The sequence below is a fragment of the Micromonospora eburnea genome, from assembly GCF_900090225.1.
Taxonomy (GTDB): domain Bacteria; phylum Actinomycetota; class Actinomycetes; order Mycobacteriales; family Micromonosporaceae; genus Micromonospora; species Micromonospora eburnea.
Window position 1 is genome coordinate 781384 of the sequence record NZ_FMHY01000002.1, and the last position, 18750, is coordinate 800133.

The following is an 18750-nucleotide window of genomic DNA, read 5'->3' on the forward strand; positions in this document are numbered from 1 at the left end:
ATCGTATCCGCGTCGGGCCGTCCGGCAGGAGGGGGACGGCGTGATGATCTGCACTCTGGGACAGGCACGCCGGTTCAGCCATCGGCCATCGGCCTGCCGGGCGTGGTCAGGCGGGCCTTCCTGGCCCGGGCCGCGCGTCGGCGCGCCCGGAAGGCCGTCGCGCCGAGCAGCCCGACGATCCCGAGCGCGACCCAGACCAGCAGCCCGACCAGCGGCCAGCGTGCGGGCCGCCAGTCGAAGTAGACGGCCGCCTTGAGCAGGTCGGTGGCCAGTCCGGGGACGTTCCACCGGTGCATCCCGCGTAGGAAGGCGGGCAGGAACTCCGGGGCGTAGATGCCGCCCGAGCCGGGATTGCCGAGCACCACCAGCAGCAGGATCACCAGCCCGGTCCCGAGCAGTCCCAGCCAGCCCTGCACCGCCGCCGCGACCATGCCGGCGGCGAACACGGTGAGCGCGCCCACCAGGGCGACCGCGGGGACGTTGTGGTCCCAGATGTCCATCACCGGCCCGACCAGCACCGCACCGATGATCCCGAGCAGCACCGCGTGTACGGCGAGGGTGCCGATCCGCAGGCCGGCCCGGCGCAGGTCGCGGGGCGCGGTGCCGAGCGAGACGCCCAGGGCGGTGGACGCCAGGTAGCCGCCGAGCACCAGGCCGACGGCCAGGTAGAACGGCACCAGCCCGCGCGGGTCGTTGGCGGAGACCGGCACCTCGTCGGTGACCTGGAGTGGCAGGTTGGCCTGCCGGGCGGCCTGGCCGAGCACCTGCGTGACGAGGTCGGTGGCGGCGGGCGCGGCGGCGCTGGCCGTCGCGAGGGTCAGGCCACCGGCCGGGTCGGAGTGCAGCACCGCATAGACCTCGCGGTCGGTGAGGGCCTGCACGGCGCGGTCCTGGTTGTCGTACCGGATGGGTTTGATCGCGTCGGTGCGCGCCCGGACCGCGGTCAGCACGGCCTCGGCGCGTTGGTCGCCGCGGGCCACCCCGACCGGCACGTCCTGCGGGGTCGGCTTGTGCAGCGCCCCGACGTAGGCCGCGATGAACGCGGTGGCCAGGGCCAGCGTGCCGACCACCAGCCCCACCGTGCGCGGCAGCCAGTCGCGCATTGGCAGGTCCCGCTCCGCCTCGTCCATCGGCTCAGCCTATTAACCCGCAATGCCCGGGATGGGAGCTTTCCCTGGCGTAAATCGCTGGCCCGACCGGATAGCGTCCGATCATGAGCCTCCCCAGCTACCCGCCCAAGCCCCGGCCGGGCGACCGGGTCGCGGTCGTCTCGCCCTCCGCCGGCCTGCCCGGCCTCTTCCCGCACGTGTACGAACTGGGGCTGCGCCGGCTCCGCGAGGAGTTCGGGCTGGAACCGGTGGAGTATCCGACCACCCGGCGGATGGGAGCCGACCCGCGGGACCGGGCGCGGGACCTGACCGCCGCCTTCGCCGACCCGACGATCACCGCCGTGCTGGCCACGGTCGGCGGGGACGACCTGATCACGGTCACTCCGCACCTCGACGACGAGGTGCTGCGGGCCAACCCGAAGCCGTACTACGGCTACTCGGACAACACCAACATCCTCAACCACCTGTACCGGCTGGGCATGGTGGCGTACCACGGCGGCTCGGTGCTGGTGCATCTCGGCCGGCCCGGCAAGCCGCACCCGCTCACCTTCGACTCGTTGCGCGCCGCCCTGTTCACCTCCGGCTGGTACGAGCTGACCCCGGCGACGGAATGGGGTGACCAGCCCAACGACTGGCGGGATCCGTCCACGCTGGCGTACGAGCCGGCGATGCTCCCCGGCGAGAGCTGGCGCTGGCAGGGGTCGGCGACCGTGGTGCAGGGCCGTACCTGGGGCGGCTGCCTGGAGATCCTGCACTGGCTGATGGCGACCGACCGGGTGCCGTCGGCGGCGGAGCTGGCCGGGTCGGTGCTGGTCGTCGAGACCTCGAACGAGCTACCCACCGCCCAGGAGGTTTTCCGCATCGTGCGCAACATGGGGGAGCGTGGCCTGCTGGCCGCCTTCCCGGCGATCGTGGTCGGCCGCCCGAAGGCGTGGGACTTCGACCGGCCGCACACGCCGGAGCAGCGGCGGGAGTGGGGCGAGGCGCAGCGGGAGGCGGTCACCCGGGCGCTCGCGGACTACGCCGACGACCCGGTGGTGGTCTTCGACGTCGACCTCGGCCACACCGACCCGCAGTTGATCATCCCGTACGGCGGGGAGATCCGGGTCGACGCCGTCGAGCGCCGCATCTCGGTGCGCTACTGATCCCCTGGCCCAGCCGAATACGCCGGCGCCCGGTGCACCGAGTCGCAACATCGACTCCAGTTGCGCGGTGTAGCGGTCTCGACGGCCGTGGATGCCGCTACGTCACGTATCTGGAGTGGATCTTGACCCCGGCCGGGCGGCCGAGGCGCGGGGCCGGGCGGCCGAGGCGGGGTCAGGTGTCGATCGCGGCGAAGGCGCGGACCGGGAAGGTGCCCATGCCGGCCACCATCGGTGGCGCGGCGGTGAACCGGAACCCCTCCGAAGGCAGGCCGCCCAGGCCGGTCAGGTGCTCCACGATCGGGATGCCGGCGGCGAGCAGGGTGCTGTGCGCCGGGCGCTTGCCGGCGGCGGCCGGGGTCATGTCGTCGATGTTGATCGAGTCGATGCCGACCAGGGCGGCCCCGACCTCGACCAGCCAGTCGGCACCGTCCCCCGTCAAATAGGGCGCGTCAGGGGCGGCGTACCGGTCGGTGCCGAAGTGGGCGTCCCAACCGGTGTGCAGCAGCACCGCCCGCCCCGAGACGTCGTACGGCGCCAGCAGCGAGCGGTCCACCGCCCGGGTGTCGGCCGGCACCCGGACCACGATCCCGGGCAGGTCGACGAGCCGGTCCAGCGGGATTCCGGTGAGATCCGGGCCGTCGGCCCACCGGTGCGCCGGCGTGTCCAGGTACGTGCCGGTGTTCGCGATCATGTCGATCCGGGCGACATGGAACTCGACCCCCGGCGCGTACCTCGCTCGGGACTGCTCGCGGGTGAGCCAGTCGCTGATCCGGGGCGGCTGCCAGCCGGGCAGGGTGATCATCCCGTCGGTGATCACATGGCTCAACTCGACGAACCGCGCCCGTTGCTGCCCTGTCACGCCCTCAGCGCAGCACGCCGGCGTCCGACGGTCAAGATCCCGGCAACGGGCGGGCCGAGGCCGGCGAGGAGGGCGCGGCGCGGCGCGTGCGGTGAGGTGCCGCACTGGGGGGAGTGCGGCACCTCGGCGGGGCACGCCGGGGGCGAGCCGCCAGGAGGCCCGGTTCGGGGCTCGGACCTCCCCGAACAGGTCCGCGATCCCCTGCTCGGCGCGCTTCCCTCCCCGGCGGCCAGAGCCCGGACTGACGAGATCCATCCTCGGGGCGTGGCCGGGCCGGTTCTTGAAGAATTTTGCGCGGTTCGGGTGACCGCGCTGCTCAGGCGGGGCCCGCGTCGTGGGCGGCGAACAGCCGGCGCAGCCGGGCCGGCGGGTGACCGACCTGCTCCCGGACCACCCGGGTCAGGTGGGCCTGGTCGGCGAAGCCGTGCGCGACGGCGACCTCGCCCAGCGGCGGCCCGTCCCCGTCGGCCAGCACGGTCAGCACCGACCGCACCCGCAGCCGGTTCCGGTACGCGGTCAGGCTGTCGCCGGTCACCCGCTGGAACACCCGGCTCAGGTGGTGCGGCGAGCACCCGACCTGCTCGGCGACCTCGGTCAGCCCGATCCGGAAGTCGGAGGCGACCAGCACCTCGCGGGCCCGGTCGGCCAGCCGCCGGTGGGCGGCCAGGGTGGCCGGCCTGCGGCCGATGGCCCGTTCGATCTCCGCGCCCGGCTCGCCCACGCCCAGCGGCGTCCGGCTCAGTAACCGGCCCAGGAACCGGTGCAGCCGTTCGGCCACCTCGAACTGGTCGATGCCGCGCTGGCAGTGGGCCACGAGCATCCGGTGTTCGAGGTCCAGCCGCCCGTCGACGCTGCCCCACCAGCCGCGCCGGTGCAGCCACTCTTCGGTGTCGGGGCGTTCGGCGAGGACCTGCGGGGCGAGTTCCAGGCAGCTGTAGACGTCGCCGTCGCCGTGCGGGTGGCTGCTGGCCAGCTCGTCGCCGGGCCGGGTCAGCCAGATGGTGGTGGCGTCGGTGAGGAAGACCCGGCCGTTGAGCCGAACCTGGGCGGCACCCGCGCGGCCGAGGAACAGGCGGTGGCCGCCCTCGAACGTCGGCCCGTGCCAGCCCGGGTCCTCGACGATGCACTTGACCTGGTAGAACAACATGCCCTGCGGGACGCCCAGCACCTTCCACCGTCCGGGGCTGGTCCGTCTCCTGGGATCACTGCCGACCCCTTCCGGCATCGTTCCTCCCCTGTGCGACGTACGCGGCGCCACCCGGATTGTCCCCGCCGGGGGATAGTCTCGACAGGTGCACCCCCCGTCTGGCCGGACGAGGGGTCATCGCCGTGCGTCGACCTTTCGCTGGAAGTGATCACAGATGCTCACCGGACTCTTCTCCGCCGCCCTGGCCGACCCCGGGCTGGCCCGGGCGCGTGACCTGGCGCGCTCCGGTGCCGCCCAGGTCGACGGCCTCGACATCACCGCCCCGGCCGCGCTGCGCCCGTTCGCCGTCGCCGCCGTCGCGGCCGACGAGCCGGCCGGCGGCGCGGGACGCCCGGTGCTGGCGGTGACGGCGACCACCCGCGAGGCGGACGACCTCGCCTCCGCGCTGGGCAGCCTGCTGGAGCCCGCACAGGTGGCCGTCTTCCCCTCCTGGGAGACGCTGCCGCACGAGCGGCTGTCGCCGCGTTCCGACACGGTCGGCCGGCGACTGGCCGTGCTGCGCCGGCTGGCTCACCCCGAAGCGGCGGACGCCCAGGGCCGTACCGGGCCGCTGCGGGTGGTCGTGGCACCCGTCCGGTCGCTGCTCCAGCCGCAGCTCAAGGGGCTCGGTGACCTGGAGCCGGTGCAGCTCGCGGCCGGCGACGAGGCGGACCTGGAGGAGGTCGCCCGGCGGCTCACCGACATGGCGTACGCCCGGATGGACCTGGTCACCAAGCGGGGCGAGTTCGCCGTGCGCGGCGGCATCCTCGACGTCTTCCCGCCCACCGACGAGCACCCGTCGCGGGTCGAGTTCTGGGGCGACGAGGTGGAGGAGATCCGCACCTTCGCCGTCGCCGACCAGCGCACCATCGAGCAGGTCGCTCAGCTCTGGGCGCCGCCCTGCCGCGAGCTGCTGCTCACCCCGGCGGTGCGGAAGCGGGCCGCCGCGCTCGCCGGGGAGCACCCGGAGCTGGCCGAGATCCTCGACAAGCTCGCCGAGGGCATCCCGGTCGAGGGCATGGAGTCGCTCGCCCCGGCGCTGATCGGCGCTGACTCGATGGAGCTGCTGCTGGACTGCATGCCGGCCGGCACCCACGTCGTGCTCTGCGACCCGGAGCGGATCCGCACCCGGGCGCACGACCTGGTGCGTACCTCGGAGGAGTTCCTCCAGGCGAGCTGGGCCGCGGCCGCCGTCGGGGGCCAGGCCCCGGTCGACCTCGGCGCCGCCGCCTTCCGCACCCTGGCCGACGTACGCGCGGCGGCCCGCGCCCTGCGCCAGCCCTGGTGGACCCTCGCGCCGTTCGGTTTGGTCGAGGCGGAGGCCGCCCCGGCCCGGCAGCCGTGGGAGGACGAGCCGACCGAGGTCGACGTCACCCCGGACGACGCGATCGCGGTGACGCTGGCCGCCCAGCCCGCCCCGCTCTACCACGGCGAGACCGCCCGGGTGGTCGACGACCTCAAGCGCTGGGCCGGCGAGGGCTGGTCGGTCGCGCTGGTCTTCGAGGGGCATGGTCCCGCCCAGCGGGCCGTCGAGGTGCTCCGCGACGCCGGTCTCGGCGCCCGGCTCACCGAGGAGGTGCCGGCCGCACCCGCCCCCGGCGAGCTGCTGGTCTCCTGCGGACGCCTGACCGCCGGCTTCGTCGACGAGGTGTCCCGGTTCGTGCTGCTCACCGGCGACGACGTGACCGGTGGCCGGGGCACCTCCACCCGGGACATGCGCCGGATGCCCAGCCGGCGGCGCAACACCATCGACCCGCTGGAGCTGAAGGCGGGCGACCACGTGGTGCACGAGCAGCACGGCATCGGCCGGTACGTCGAGCTGGTGCAGCGCACCGTCAACGGCGCGAGCCGGGAATACCTGGTCATCGAGTACGCGCCGAGCAAGCGCGGCCAGCCCGGCGACCGGCTCTTCGTCCCCACCGACCAACTCGACCAGCTCTCCCGGTACGTCGGCGGGGAGCAGCCCACGCTGCACAAGATGGGCGGCTCGGACTGGCAGAAGTCCAAGGCCCGGGCCCGGAAGGCGGTCCGCGAGATCGCCGCGCAGCTCATCCAGCTCTACGCCGCCCGCAAGGCGTCCAAGGGGCACAACTTCGGCCCGGACACCCCGTGGCAGCGGGAGCTGGAGGACGCCTTCCCCTGGCAGGAGACGCCGGACCAGCTCGCCGCGATCGAAGAGGTCAAGCGGGACATGGAGCAGACCGTCCCGATGGACCGGCTGATCTGCGGCGACGTCGGGTACGGCAAGACCGAGATCGCGGTCCGCGCGGCGTTCAAGGCGGTGCAGGACGGCAAGCAGGTGGCCGTGCTGGTGCCCACCACCCTGCTGGTGCAGCAGCACTACAACACCTTCGCCGAGCGGATGAGCCAGTTCCCGGTCACCATCCGGCAACTTTCCCGGTTCCAGACGCCGAAGGAGACCGAGCAGACCCTGACGATGGTCGCCGACGGCACCGTCGACATCGTCATCGGCACCCACCGGCTGCTCCAGGCGTCCACCCGGTTCAAGCAGCTCGGTCTGGTCATCATCGACGAGGAGCAGCGCTTCGGCGTCGAGCACAAGGAGCACCTGAAGACCCTGCGCGCCTCGGTCGACGTGCTGGCCATGTCGGCTACCCCGATCCCGCGCACCCTGGAGATGGCGATCACCGGCATCCGGGAGATGTCGACCATCGCCACCCCGCCGGAGGAGCGGCACCCGGTGCTCACCTTCGTCGGGGCGTACGACGACAAGCAGGTGGCCGCCTCCATCCATCGTGAGCTGCTTCGCGACGGGCAGGTCTTCTACCTGCACAACCGGGTGGAGTCGATCGAGAAGGCGGCCCGCCGGATCCGGGAGCTGGTGCCCGAGGCCCGGGTCGCGGTGGCGCACGGCCAGATGAGCGAGGAATCGCTCGAGAAGGTGATGGTCGGCTTCTGGGAGAAGGAGTTCGACGTCCTGGTCTGCACCACGATCGTGGAGTCCGGCATCGACATCCCGAACGCCAACACCCTGATCGTGGAGCGGGCCGACCTGCTCGGCCTGGCCCAGCTGCACCAGATCCGGGGCCGGGTCGGCCGGGGCCGGGAGCGGGCGTACGCGTACTTCCTCTATCCGGCCGACAAGCCGCTGACCGAGAACGCGCACGAGCGGCTGGCCACCATCGCGCAGCACACCGAGCTGGGTGCCGGCATGTACGTGGCGATGAAGGACCTGGAGATCCGGGGCGCCGGCAACCTGCTCGGCGGCGAGCAGTCCGGCCACATCGAGGGCGTCGGTTTCGACCTGTACGTGCGGATGGTCGGCGAGGCGGTCTCCGCGTTCAAGGGCGAGCAGGCGGAGGAGGAAACCGAGGTCAAGGTGGATCTCCCGGTCGACGCGCACCTGCCGCACGACTACGTCGGGGTCGAGCGGCTGCGGCTGGAGATGTACCGCAAGCTCGCCGAGGCCCGCGACGAGGAGCGGCTGCGCGAGGTGGTCGCCGAGATGACCGACCGGTACGGCGAGCCGCCCGCGCCGGTGCAGAACCTGGTCGCGGTGGCCCGGTTCCGGTTGCTGGCCCGCCGGTACGGCCTCACCGACGTCTCGATGCAGGGCAAGCACCTCCGGTTCAGCCCGCTGCCGCTGCCCGACTCGAAGCAGCTGCGGCTCAAGCGCTACCACCCGGACTCGGTTTACAAGCAGGCGCTCGACCAGGTCAGCGTGCCCCGGCCGAGCACCCGCCGGGTCGGTGGCGAGCCGCTGCGCGACCAGGCGCTGCTGGAGTGGTGCGCCCAGCTGCTCAAGGACGTGCTCGGCGAACCGGCGGTGGCGCAGCCGGCCGGGGCCGGTGCGCGGTGAGCCCGGGCGGCGGCGCGGTGAGCCCGGGCGGCGGCGCGGTGAGCCCGACGGCGGGTTAGCCGCTCCGGTGCGGTGGGCGGCGTCACAACAGCTTGTCGGGCATGAGAGAGTGGCCGTCATGCGTGCTCGCCGTCTCATCGCCGCCGCCAGCGTCGCGGCCCTCGCTGTCCTCTCCCTCGCCGCCTGCGGCCGGTCCGCCCCGAGCGTCGCCGCCTACGTGGGGGACCGGACGTTCACCGTCGACCGGGTCAACGAGATCTACGACGATGCCCAGGCGCAGTACGCCGACGCCGTCCGCAGCCAGCGGGAGCAGATGGGTGCCACGCCGGCGCCCGAGGAGCTGCGCTCCTCGGTCACCCGCCAGGACGTGCTGAACCTGCTGGTCAGCGTCGAACTGGGCAAGCGCCTGGCGGACGAGAAGGGGATCCAGGTCCGCGACCAGCTCTCCCCGGAGCAGCTCCAGCAGCAGCTCCAGATGCCGGCCACCACCGAGTACGTGAAGCTGTGGGGCGAGTGGGTGGATCTCTCCGACGCGCTCCAGCAGAATCTGCCGCCCGCCGACCTGAGCGACGACGCGGTGATGGCCGTCTACGAGGCGCTCGTGAAGACCGGCGCGATCCGCTCCGGAATGTCGGTCGCCGACGTCCGGCGGTCGTTCGGCGAGGGCGGCTTCGTCCGCAGCGCCACCGCGCTCAGCTCGGCCCTGCGTGAGGAGGCCGAGAAGTCCGGCGCCTCGATCAACCCGAAGTACGGGCAGATCGGCGTGCCGTCGGTGGTCAGCACCGGCCAGTCGCTGGTCTTCTACTCGCTGCCCTTCATCAACCACGACGGCCCGGTCACCGACATCTCGACCCCCGAGGCAGCGGAGACCAGCGACCCGACCGCCCACTGAGCATGACCGCACGGATCGTCCTGCTGGTCACCTCGCCGCGGCTGCCGGCCGGCCTGCTGACCGCGCCCGCCTGGGACGTCGTACGTTCCGCTCAGGTGCTGACCGGCGCGGAGAGCGAGCTGGCCAGGGCGGTCCGGTCGGCGGGCGCCGAGGTCACGGTGCTGGCCGAGGGTGCCACCCAGGCGTTGCTCGACGCGGCGGCGGCGCACGGCACGGCGGTCTGGCTGGCCGGGCCGACCGGTGACGAGGCCCTGGCCCGGGAGCTGGGGTTGCGGCTGGCCCGCGAGCCGGGCCTGGCCGAGCTGGAGCTGATGTACGGCTCGTGGGACCCGCCGGGGGCCCGGCTGCTCGACGCGGTCGAGGTGATGGACCGGCTCGCCTCTCCCGGCGGTGACCCGTGGAAGCGGGCGCAGACGCACCGCAGCCTCGCCGGATTTCTGCTGGAGGAGTGCTACGAGGCGTACGACGCGATCAGCGCCGACGACACCGACGCGCTCCGCGAGGAGCTGGGGGATGTGCTGCTCCAGGTGCTGCTGCACGCCCGGCTCGCGGAGGAGCTGCCGGAGGGTGAGCGGTGGACCGTCGACGACGTGGCCGGTGGCCTGGTCGACAAGATGGTCCGGCGCAACCCGCACGTCTTCGCCGGGACCGAGGCCGGCTCGATCGAGGAGATCGAGGCGAACTGGGAGCGGATCAAGCGGGCCGAGAAGACCCGCGAGTCGGTGCTGGACGGCATCGCGATGAGCCAGCCCGCGCTGGCCCTGGCCGCGAAGATCCTGGACCGGGCCGGCCGGATCGGCCTGGCGGTGCCGCCACCGCTGGCCGAGTCCCAGGTGGACCCCGAGGCCAGACTCGGCGCCAGCCTCCTGGCCACCGTAGCTGCCGCGAGGCAGGCCGGGATCGACCCGGAGGCCGCCCTCCGCCGCACCACCCTCGCCTACGCGGAGGCCGTCCGCAGCGCCGAACGCGCCGCCCCCGACCAATCCACTTGATCATGACGGTGTTGTCGCGATCCGCCGTGCCGGACGACAACACCTTCATGATCACCGGTGCGGCGGCCGGGAGGCGGGGAGGTCGGTAGGGTCGTCGGCATGGAGGCGTTTGTGCCGCTGGCTGAGCGGATCGTGGAGGCGTTGCTGGAGAGTCGGCCGGGGTTGGCCACCGCCGCCGGGGACCATCGGTACGACGACCGGCTGCCAGACCTGTCCGCCGACGCCCTCGCCGACGACCAGGCGATGCTGCGGGACGCCGCCGACGCCCTCTCCGAGATCGACCCGGACTCGCTCGACGTCGAGGAACGCGTCGACCACGCGCTGCTCAGCAGCATGGTCGACCAGGGGCTGTTCGAGTTGGCCGAGATCCGCGCCCACGAGTGGGACCCGCTGCGGCACAACCCGGGTCCGCTGCTGCACGCCCTGCTGGCCCGCCCGTACGCGCCCGTCGAGGAGCGGCTGACGCAGCTCGCCGGGCGGCTGGCGGCCGTACCCGACGCCCTGGCGACCGCGCGCGCGACGCTGCGCGACATGCCGCGGATCCACGCGGAGACGGCGGTCGGGCAGTTCACCGGCACGGCGGCGCTGATCCGCGACGAGGTGCCGGCGCTGCTCGCCCAGGCGCCGGCGCTGCATGGCCGGGTGGAGCCGGCGGTGACCGCCGCGATCGCCGCGCTAGAGGAGTTCGTGGCCTGGCTGCGGATCGGGCTGACCGCCGACGCCGGCCCGGGGCGCGACCCCCGGCTGGGCCGGCGGCGCTGGGAGGCGCGACTCTGGCACACCCTGGACACCGAGCTGAGCGCCGCCGAGATCCAGCGCCGGGCCTGGGCCAACCTTGAGCGGGTGACCGCGGAGATCCGCGAGGCGGCCGTCGAGCTGGTCGGCGGCCCGGCCGACGACGCGACGGTACGCCGGGCGCTGGACCTGCTCGCCGCCGAGCACCCCGACGACGCCACGATCGTGGACCTCGCCTCGGTGACCCTCGACGAGGCGACCGATTTCGTCCGCGCACACGACGTGGTCAGCCTGGTCGACGACCCGTGCGTGATCCAGGAGATGCCGGAGTTCGCCCGGGGCGTGGCGGTGGCCTACTGCGACTCGCCCGGCCCGCTGGAGACGGCGAACGTCCCGACCTTCTACTGCATCGCGCCCACCCCGGCGGACTGGCCCGCCCAGCGGGTCGAGTCGTTCTACCGGGAGTACAACGACCACATGATCCGGAACCTGACCGTGCACGAGGCGATGCCCGGTCACTTCCTCCAGCTCGCCCACGCCCGCCGGTACGCCGGCCCGACCCGGGTCCGGGCGCTCACCGAGTCCGGGGTGTTCGTCGAGGGCTGGGCGGTGTACGCCGAGGAGGTGATGGCCGGCCTCGGCTTCGGCGGCCTGCCGGTCCGGCTCCAGCAGCTCAAGATGCAGCTCCGGATGACCATCAACGCGCTGCTCGACCAGCTCGTGCACTGCGAGGGGATGCCCGAGGCGGAGGCGATGGCGCTGATGACCGGGCGCGGCTTCCAGGAGGAGGGCGAGGCGGCCGGCAAGTGGCGGCGGGCGCTGCTCACCTCCACCCAGCTTTCCACGTACTTCGTCGGGTACAGCGAGATGGCCGACATCGCCCGCGCCCGCCCCGCCGGGGTGTCGGTGCGCGACTGGCACGACGCGATGCTGGCGCACGACTGCCCGCCGCCCCGCCACCTGCGCACCCTGCTGCGGGTGTAAGGAAGGGCCCCTTCTTAACGCCTCCGGTAGAGAAGGGTGCCCTTCTCACGCCGGTCGCCGGAGCGCGGCGGCGTGCGGGGAGTGGGGAGTGGCGTGCGGGGAGCGGGCTGTGGGGAGCGGGGTCAGCGGCGGGTGCGGGCGGCGACGCCGTCGATGAGCCAGCGGGAGAGGGAGTACGCCGGAGGCAGCTCCGCCGGCAGCGCGTCCACCGGGAACCAGCGCGCCTCGGTGATCTCCCGCGCGTCCACCACCGGCTCGGCGCCCGGGTCCGACACGGTGGCGGTGAAGCCGGCGAGCAGGGTGCCCGGCCCGGAGATCGCCCAGGGCTGGCTGTCGACGTACGCGGGTCGCCCGATGGTCAGCCCGACCTCCTCGCCGACCTCCCGGTGCGCGGCCGCCTCCAGCGACTCGCCCGCCTCGACGAACCCGGCCACCAGCGCCCACAGCTCCGTCGGCCCGTACGCGTGCCGGACCAGGAGCAGCTCGTCGGGACCACCGCTCCGGCCGGGGCGGGTGATCGCCACCAGTACGGCGACGGAGAGCGGCACGAACACGGTCAGGCCGCAGTCGGGGCAGCGCCGGGCGGTCTCGCCCGGTACGTCGGCCAGCTCGGTCCGGCACGCCCCGCACCAGCGGTGCGTACGCCGCCAGGTGACCACCGAGAGCGCCCGCCCGGCGAGGGTGGCCATCGGTTCCGGCAGCTCGACGGCGATCCGCCGCCAGCCCTGCCAGCGTCCGGGCAGCGCCTCGGCGTCGGTGGGTTCGGCCGTCCAGGCCGGCGTCCCGTCCAGCGTCCCGAGCGGCACCCAGTCGAGGCCGGCGGGCAGCTCGCCGATCCGGTGCAACCGCCCGTCCGTTCCGGTCAGCAGCCGGCGCCCGGCCACCGGCACGGCCAGGTCGCCGGGCGCGGGCGGTCGGCTCCGGTCGGCGCCCGGAACGAACCCGGCCGGCACGGTGGGGGTCACGAGGTCGCCGTGCGGTGGTCCACCACCTCGGCCGCGGTCGGCACGTCGAAGGCGGTCGGCTCGACCGTGTCGGTGTACCGGCTCAGCGCGATCTCCGTCGGCCGGCCGTCCAGGGTCCCGGTGAAGCTGGCCAGCACGCCCTCGGTGGTGACGCAGGCGGTGAAGCGTTCCCCGGCGTGGGTGACGTCGACGCAGGTGGCGTGGTGCCCGGCCAGGGTGGTGTCGCTCTGCTCGATGGTCGCCTCGCGGTCGATCGCGGCCTCGGTCAGCAGCCGGATCACCGCCGGCGGGGTGACCAGATGGTGCTTGCGGGCCTCGGTGTAGACCACCACCGACGGTCGGCCGGCGGTCAGCACCGGCGGCGACACGACGCAGGAGGAGTGGCCGCCGTTGGTGTCGCAGCGCGTCACGGCCTGCTGGGTCACCGTGATCTTGCCCGCCGGCCAGGTGTACGCGGAGCGGAGCGGTTCCATCGTCTGGGCGATCGAGGCGGTCTGACCGCCCGGCAGTTGGTAGTCGGCGGCCCAGGTCTGCTCCAGTGCCCGGTCCATTCGGGCGGCGAGGTCGTTGACCAGGTCGGCCCGCCCGAGTGCGGCCCCGGCGTCGTCGAGGGCCTGACAGCCGGTGACCGTGAGCGACGCGATGACCGAGGCGGTGAACACGCGGAGAGTCGTCGAGGCGGCGGGCATGCCGCCCAGCCTTGTCGATCGGGTCAACGTATCGCAAACCCGATGCCGGTTGACCCCCGATAAACCGGGAATGTCCGTCCAACTCTCCGTAGGGTACGGGCCCGGGGTCCGAGTCCGTACCCCTGCTTGGCGCCGGGTGGAGGCGTGCGACCGGGCGTCGCCCGATACGCTGCGTTCAACACCTGCCTCAGCCGCACCGTCGCGGCCCATCCGGACCGGAACACACAATCGAGGAGCGACTCAGTGGCAACCATCGAGGGAATCGTCGCCCGGGAGATCCTGGACTCGCGGGGCAACCCGACGGTCGAGGTCGAGGTCGGGCTCGACGACGGCACGATCGCCCGCGCCGCGGTGCCGTCCGGCGCCTCCACCGGCGCGTTCGAGGCGATCGAGCTGCGCGACGGTGACAAGGACCGCTACCTGGGCAAGGGTGTCGAGAAGGCGGTCGCCAACATCGAGGACAAGATCGTCGACCAGCTCATCGGCTACGAGGCCAGCGAGCAGCGACTGATCGACCAGAAGATGCTCGACCTCGACGGCACCGACAACAAGGCCGAGCTGGGCGCCAACGCGATCCTCGGCGTCTCGCTGGCGGTGGCGAAGGCCGCCGCGGGCAGCGCCGAGCTGAGCCTCTTCCGCTACCTCGGCGGCCCGAACGCGCACCTGCTGCCGGTGCCGATGATGAACATCCTCAACGGTGGCGCGCACGCCGACTCCAACGTCGACATCCAGGAGTTCATGATCGCGCCGATCGGCGCGCCCACCTTCCGGGACGCGGTGCGCTCCGGCGCCGAGGTCTACCACGCGCTGAAGTCGGTGCTGAAGAAGAAGGACCTGTCGACCGGTCTCGGCGACGAGGGCGGCTTCGCCCCGAACCTGCCGACCAACGCCGCCGCGCTGGACCTGATCGCCGAGGCCGTCGAGAAGGCCGGCTACCGGCTCGGCACCGACATCGTCTTCGCCCTCGACGTGGCCGCCACCGAGTTCTTCGAGAACGGCACCTACACCTTCGAGGGCAGCACGAAGACCGCCGAGGAGATGAGCAACTACTACGCCAAGCTCGTCGGCGACTACCCGATCGTGTCCATCGAGGACCCGCTGTCGGAGGACGACTGGAGCGGTTGGGCCACCCTGACCGCGGCGCTGGGCGACCGGATCCAGATCGTCGGCGACGACCTGTTCGTCACCAACCCGCAGCGGATCGCCCGCGGCATCACCGAGAAGGCCGCCAACGCGGTGCTGGTGAAGGTCAACCAGATCGGCTCGCTCACCGAGACCCTGGACGCGGTGGACCTGGCCCACCGGGCCGGCTTCAAGTGCATGATGAGTCACCGCTCCGGCGAGACCGAGGACACCACCATCGCCGACCTGGCGGTCGCCCTCGGCTGCGGCCAGATCAAGACCGGCGCCCCGGCCCGGTCCGACCGGGTCGCCAAGTACAACCAGCTCCTGCGGATCGAGGAGGAGCTGGCCGACGCGGCGCGGTACGCCGGCGTGGGCGCGTTCCCGCGCTACCGTTCGGCCTGAGCCGCAAGCTCCGGGGGAGGGGTGTGACGATGCAGCAGCGCCGCACACCGGGTGGTCAGCGCCCCGCCCGTCGGCCGGGTCAGGCCGGCCGGCCGGGCGGGGCCCGGGTCCGATCGTCGGTCCGCGACGGCGGCGTCCGCGCCGAGCCGCGCACCGCCGGCCGGTCGCCCGGCGGCACCCGCGCCGACGCCGTACGCTCCGCGAGCCGTCCCGCGGCCGCCCGGCGTACGGCGGCCGGCGGGGCGGTCAAGCGGCTCACCGCACCCCACCCCCGGCGCTTCACCGGGCGGGCCACCGTGCTCTTCGCGGTGCTGATCGCGCTCGCCCTGGCCTACACCTACCCGGTGCGGGTCTATCTGGACCAGCAGGCGGACATCGCGCGGATGGAGGCGTCCCAGGCCGATCAGCGCGAGGTGATCGAGGGCCTCTCGGCCGAGGCGGCCAAGTGGCAGGACCCGGCGTACATCGAGACGCAGGCCCGGGAGCGGTTCTTCATGGTCCGGACGGGAGAGACCCCGCTGGTGGTGCTCTCCGACCCGGAGGGGGCCGCGCAGGACGCCGGCAAGGGCACGCAGCCGGGGCCGTCGAAGCAGCCTGACCGCTGGTACGACACCCTGTGGTCGAGCGTGCAGGCGGCGAACGCCGAGCGCCCCGCCAAGTGACCACCATCTGAACATCACCCGACGAGAGACAGGGACCAGTGAGCGCGAGGAGTGAGCCGGGTTTGCGAGCCCCGCAGTCGGGAACGAAGACCGGCCCAGTGAGCGCGAGGAGTGAGCCGGGTTTGCGAGCCCCGCAGTCGGGAACGAAGACCGGCCCAGTGAGCGCGAGGAGTGAGCCGGGTTTGCGAGCCCCGCAGTCGCGAACGAAGGCTGACCGGTGAGCGTCGTACCACCGCAGGATCCGGCGGCGGATTCCGTACCCCCGCCGGAGCGGCAACCGGCCACCGAGGCCGACCTGGCCGCGGTGGCCGCGCAGCTCGGACGTCCGCCCCGCGGCACCCGGGCGGTGGCGCACCGTTGCCCGTGCGGCCTGCCGGACGTGGTGGAGACGACGCCCCGGCTGGCCGACGGCACGCCCTTCCCGACGCTGTTCTACCTGACCTGCCCGCGTGCGACGGCGGCGTGCAGCCGGCTGGAGTCAGCTGGCCTGATGAAGGAGATGGCCGAACGGCTCGCCGAGGATCCTGAGCTGGCCGCCCGGTACCGGGCCGCGCACGAGGACTACCTGGCCCGCCGGGAGGCGATCGGCCAGGTGCCGGAGATCGCCGGTATCTCGGCCGGCGGCATGCCCGGGCGGGTGAAGTGCCTGCACGTGCACCTCGGGCACGCGCTCGCCGCCGGGCCGGGCGTCAACCCGTTCGGCGACGAGACCCTCGCCCTGGTGGAGAAGTGGTGGGCCGCCGGCCCGTGCGTGGACGTCCCGGCGGCGGAGTGAGATGACGGTCGGCGAGATCGTGGTCCGTCGGGCCCGCACCGGGGATGTGCGCGGCATCCGGCGGCTGGTCGACACCTACACCGACGACCGGCGGCTGTTGAGCAAGGCCACCGTCACGCTCTACGAGGACGTCCAGGAGTTCCGGGTGGCGGTGGCGCCGGACGGCGCCGTGGTCGGCTGCGGGGCGCTGCACGTGATGTGGGAGGACCTGGCCGAGATCCGTACGGTGGCGGTCGACCCGGCCTGCCGGGGGCACCGCATCGGGCACCGGATCGTCGGCGAACTGATCGACGCGGCCCGCGAACTCGGTGTGGCCCGGATCTTCGTGCTCACCTTCGAGACCAGGTTCTTCGGCTCGTTCGGTTTCCGGGAGATCGACGGCGCGCCGGTGCCGCAGCCGGTCTACGAGCAGCTGCTCCGCTCGTACGACGAGGGTGTGGCCGAGTTCCTCGACCTGGAACGGGTCAAGCCGAACACCCTCGGCAACACCCGGATGCTGCTGCGCCTCTGAACCGGCTGCCGGCCTCGCGGGTTATCGGCCTGTTCCGGTTCGCGGACACCCTGACCTGCCGTACATCGAGTCGATCACTGCGGCGCGGCGGGGCGGGCTGCCGTAGGGTTGCTGCCGTGACGACGCGCGTGGCCGCCATCGACTGCGGGACCAACTCGATCCGACTGCTGGTCGCCGACCTGCCCGACCCGGAGGCCGGGCCGCAGGCGCCGCTGGTGGACCTGTGCCGCCGGATGGAAATCGTCCGGCTGGGCCAGGGCGTCGACCGGACCGGCCGGCTCGCACCGGAGGCGATCGAGCGGACCCGGGTGGCGCTCGCCGACTACGCGGCCGAGATCGAGAAGTTCGGTGCGGAGCGGATCCGGATGTGCGCCACGTCGGCGAGCCGGGACGCCAGCAACGCCGCCGACTTCCGGGCGATGGTCGAGCAGACCCTCGGCGTGCCGCCCGAGGTGGTCACCGGCGACGAGGAGGCCCGGCTCTCGTTCACCGGCGCGGTGCGCGGGCTGCCCGCCGACGCCCGGTCGCCGTATCTGGTCGTCGACATCGGCGGCGGCTCGACGGAGTTCGTGGTCGGCACCCGCGAGGGCGGGGTCCAGGCGGCCGTGTCGATGGACATCGGCTGCGTCCGGATGACCGAGCGGCACCTGCACGGCGACCCGCCCGGCCTCGACCAGATCGCCGCCGCGCAGGCCGACATCGCCGTGGCGGTGGACCGGGCGCTGGCGGTGGTGCCGGGGCGCGAGGCGGCCACGCTGGTCGGGCTCGCCGGGTCGGTCACCACCGTGGTCGCCATCGCGCAGGGGCTCCAGGCGTACGACCCGGAGCGCATCCACCACGCCCGGGTGTCGTACGAGCAGGTCGCGGAGGTCACCGCGGACCTGCTGGCGAAGACTCGCGAGCAGCGGCTGGCCATCCCGGTGATGCACCCCGGCCGGGCCGACGTGATCGGCGCGGGTGCGCTGGTGCTGCGGGTCATCATGGAACGCGCCGGGATGCCGTCCGTCGTCGCCTCCGAACACGACATCCTCGACGGCATCGCCTGGAGCCTCGGGTAGGCAAACGGGTGCCTGGGTGCCGGGGGTGCCCGGCGGGGAGACCGAGCACCCCTTCGACCCTGAGCCGTCAGCGGATCACCTCGACGGCTGGCGCGGCCAGTTCGAGGGTCGTGCGGTCCGGTCCCCGGCGCCGCCCGACAGCAGGCCGGCCCAGTCCGAGCGGCCGGCCCCGTCGGTGGTGTTGGTGGCGTCCGAGCGACCGGCCCGGTCCGAAGCGCCGGTCCGGACCAGTTCCGGCTCGGGTGTCCGGTGGGGCGTCAGGCCGAGGCCGTCCGCGCCCAGTGGTTGGTCGCGTCGCGTCTCGGACGGGAGGATCTCGTCCGGCAGCAGCGCGGTGGATGCTTCGGCCCCGGGCTGCGGCCACCGCTGCCAACGGCGGACGCTCGCGACCGCGACGAGCATCAGCGAGCCCACCAGCAGTGTCGTACCGGTCCGGAGGGGAGCCGCCAGGTCGATCCGGTAGCCGTTCAGGGGCAGTTCGTGGTCGAGCAGCCCCAGCACCGCGGTCGGGCTGACCAGCAGGCCCAGGTAGCTGGCCGAGTAGAACAATCCGGTCAGCGCCGCGCCCAGCGGGGAGAACCGAAGCGTGGCGATGAGTCCGAGCAGGATTCCGGCTGCCGCCAGCACCAGGGCGGGGCGGACGAAGTCGCCGCTGTCCAGGGTGCCGCCGTTCTGTGCTTCCGCGAACGCGTGCGCTGAGCGATCCTGACCGAGGGCGAAGAGGATCCAGGCCAGCGGACCCACGATGGCCGCGGCGATCACGGTTCCGATGTGTCGCATTCGGGCAACGTACCGATCGTCTTGGTGGATCAGCGGGTCCCATAAGCGAAACTTAAGTGCC

16 protein-coding genes are annotated in these 18750 nt (G+C 73.1%); 10 read left to right on the plus strand and 6 right to left on the minus strand.

Annotation, left to right across the window (positions count from 1 at the left end; genetic code table 11):
- Positions 1–74: 74 nt before the first annotated feature.
- Entirely contained in the window at positions 75–1130 is a 1056-nt protein-coding gene (locus GA0070604_RS03970) for a hypothetical protein (RefSeq protein WP_091114326.1), read from the minus strand.
- Positions 1131–1213: 83 nt separating this feature from the next.
- Here GA0070604_RS03970 and GA0070604_RS03975 point away from each other — a divergent pair, with 83 nt between their 5' ends.
- Positions 1214–2254 (plus strand): S66 family peptidase, encoded by a 1041-nt coding sequence (locus tag GA0070604_RS03975; protein WP_091114328.1) that lies wholly within the window; start codon positions 1214–1216, stop codon positions 2252–2254.
- 172 nt (positions 2255–2426) lie between these two features.
- Here GA0070604_RS03975 and GA0070604_RS03980 read toward each other — a convergent pair whose 3' ends face one another.
- Both GA0070604_RS03980 and GA0070604_RS03985 read right to left on the minus strand, forming a co-directional pair.
- On the minus strand, positions 2427–3113 hold the full coding sequence (locus GA0070604_RS03980; protein ID WP_244161734.1) for a cyclase family protein: 687 nt from the start codon (positions 3111–3113) through the stop codon (positions 2427–2429).
- A gap of 316 nt (positions 3114–3429) precedes the next feature.
- Positions 3430–4338 carry a helix-turn-helix domain-containing protein gene (locus tag GA0070604_RS03985; protein ID WP_091114331.1) on the minus strand — a complete coding sequence of 303 codons (909 nt, stop codon included), beginning with the start codon at positions 4336–4338 and terminating at the stop codon, positions 3430–3432.
- Positions 4339–4474: 136 nt separating this feature from the next.
- On the opposite strand from GA0070604_RS03985, the gene mfd reads away from it, so the two are divergent.
- The 4 genes from mfd to GA0070604_RS04005 all read left to right on the plus strand — a co-directional run bounded on the left by mfd (position 4475) and on the right by GA0070604_RS04005 (position 11722).
- The gene (gene mfd / locus GA0070604_RS03990) at positions 4475–8119 is read left to right on the plus strand and encodes a transcription-repair coupling factor (protein ID WP_091114333.1); all 3645 of its coding nucleotides are present in this window, start codon (positions 4475–4477) and stop codon (positions 8117–8119) included.
- 118 nt (positions 8120–8237) lie between these two features.
- Positions 8238–9011 (plus strand): SurA N-terminal domain-containing protein, encoded by a 774-nt coding sequence (locus GA0070604_RS03995; RefSeq protein WP_091114336.1) that lies wholly within the window; start codon positions 8238–8240, stop codon positions 9009–9011.
- 2 nt (positions 9012–9013) lie between these two features.
- The gene (locus tag GA0070604_RS04000; protein ID WP_091114339.1) at positions 9014–10003 is read left to right on the plus strand and encodes a nucleoside triphosphate pyrophosphohydrolase; all 990 of its coding nucleotides are present in this window, start codon (positions 9014–9016) and stop codon (positions 10001–10003) included.
- Between the two features lie 99 nt (positions 10004–10102).
- Entirely contained in the window at positions 10103–11722 is a 1620-nt protein-coding gene (locus GA0070604_RS04005; protein ID WP_091114342.1) for a DUF885 domain-containing protein, read from the plus strand.
- A 122-nt stretch (positions 11723–11844) separates the two neighbouring features.
- Here GA0070604_RS04005 and GA0070604_RS04010 read toward each other — a convergent pair whose 3' ends face one another.
- Positions 11845–12687, minus strand: a complete 843-nt coding sequence (locus tag GA0070604_RS04010) for an NAD(+) diphosphatase (RefSeq protein ID WP_244161735.1) — start codon at positions 12685–12687, stop codon at positions 11845–11847.
- Complete coding sequence (locus GA0070604_RS04015) at positions 12684–13376, minus strand: hypothetical protein (protein WP_091114346.1); 693 nt, start codon at positions 13374–13376, stop codon at positions 12684–12686. The genes GA0070604_RS04010 and GA0070604_RS04015 overlap by 4 nt, the downstream gene beginning before the upstream one ends.
- Before the next feature lie 243 nt (positions 13377–13619).
- Here GA0070604_RS04015 and eno point away from each other — a divergent pair, with 243 nt between their 5' ends.
- From eno to GA0070604_RS04040, 5 genes are all read left to right on the plus strand, one after another.
- Positions 13620–14903 carry a phosphopyruvate hydratase gene (gene eno / locus GA0070604_RS04020; RefSeq protein ID WP_091114349.1) on the plus strand — a complete coding sequence of 428 codons (1284 nt, stop codon included), beginning with the start codon at positions 13620–13622 and terminating at the stop codon, positions 14901–14903.
- 29 nt (positions 14904–14932) lie between these two features.
- Positions 14933–15565, plus strand: coding sequence for an FtsB family cell division protein (locus tag GA0070604_RS04025; RefSeq protein WP_091126889.1), 633 nt, complete (start codon positions 14933–14935; stop codon positions 15563–15565).
- A gap of 217 nt (positions 15566–15782) precedes the next feature.
- Positions 15783–16340, plus strand: coding sequence for a DUF501 domain-containing protein (locus GA0070604_RS04030; protein WP_091114352.1), 558 nt, complete (start codon positions 15783–15785; stop codon positions 16338–16340).
- Between the two features lies 1 nt (position 16341).
- Positions 16342–16851 (plus strand): amino-acid N-acetyltransferase, encoded by a 510-nt coding sequence (locus GA0070604_RS04035; RefSeq protein ID WP_091114356.1) that lies wholly within the window; start codon positions 16342–16344, stop codon positions 16849–16851.
- 128 nt (positions 16852–16979) lie between these two features.
- Positions 16980–17909 carry a Ppx/GppA phosphatase family protein gene (locus tag GA0070604_RS04040; protein ID WP_091114359.1) on the plus strand — a complete coding sequence of 310 codons (930 nt, stop codon included), beginning with the start codon at positions 16980–16982 and terminating at the stop codon, positions 17907–17909.
- A gap of 75 nt (positions 17910–17984) precedes the next feature.
- Here the strand turns inward: GA0070604_RS04040 and GA0070604_RS04045 are convergent, their stop codons facing one another.
- Positions 17985–18689: a hypothetical protein gene (locus GA0070604_RS04045; protein ID WP_091114363.1), complete on the minus strand. Its 705-nt coding sequence runs from the start codon at positions 18687–18689 to the stop codon at positions 17985–17987.
- Positions 18690–18750: the final 61 nt, after the last annotated feature.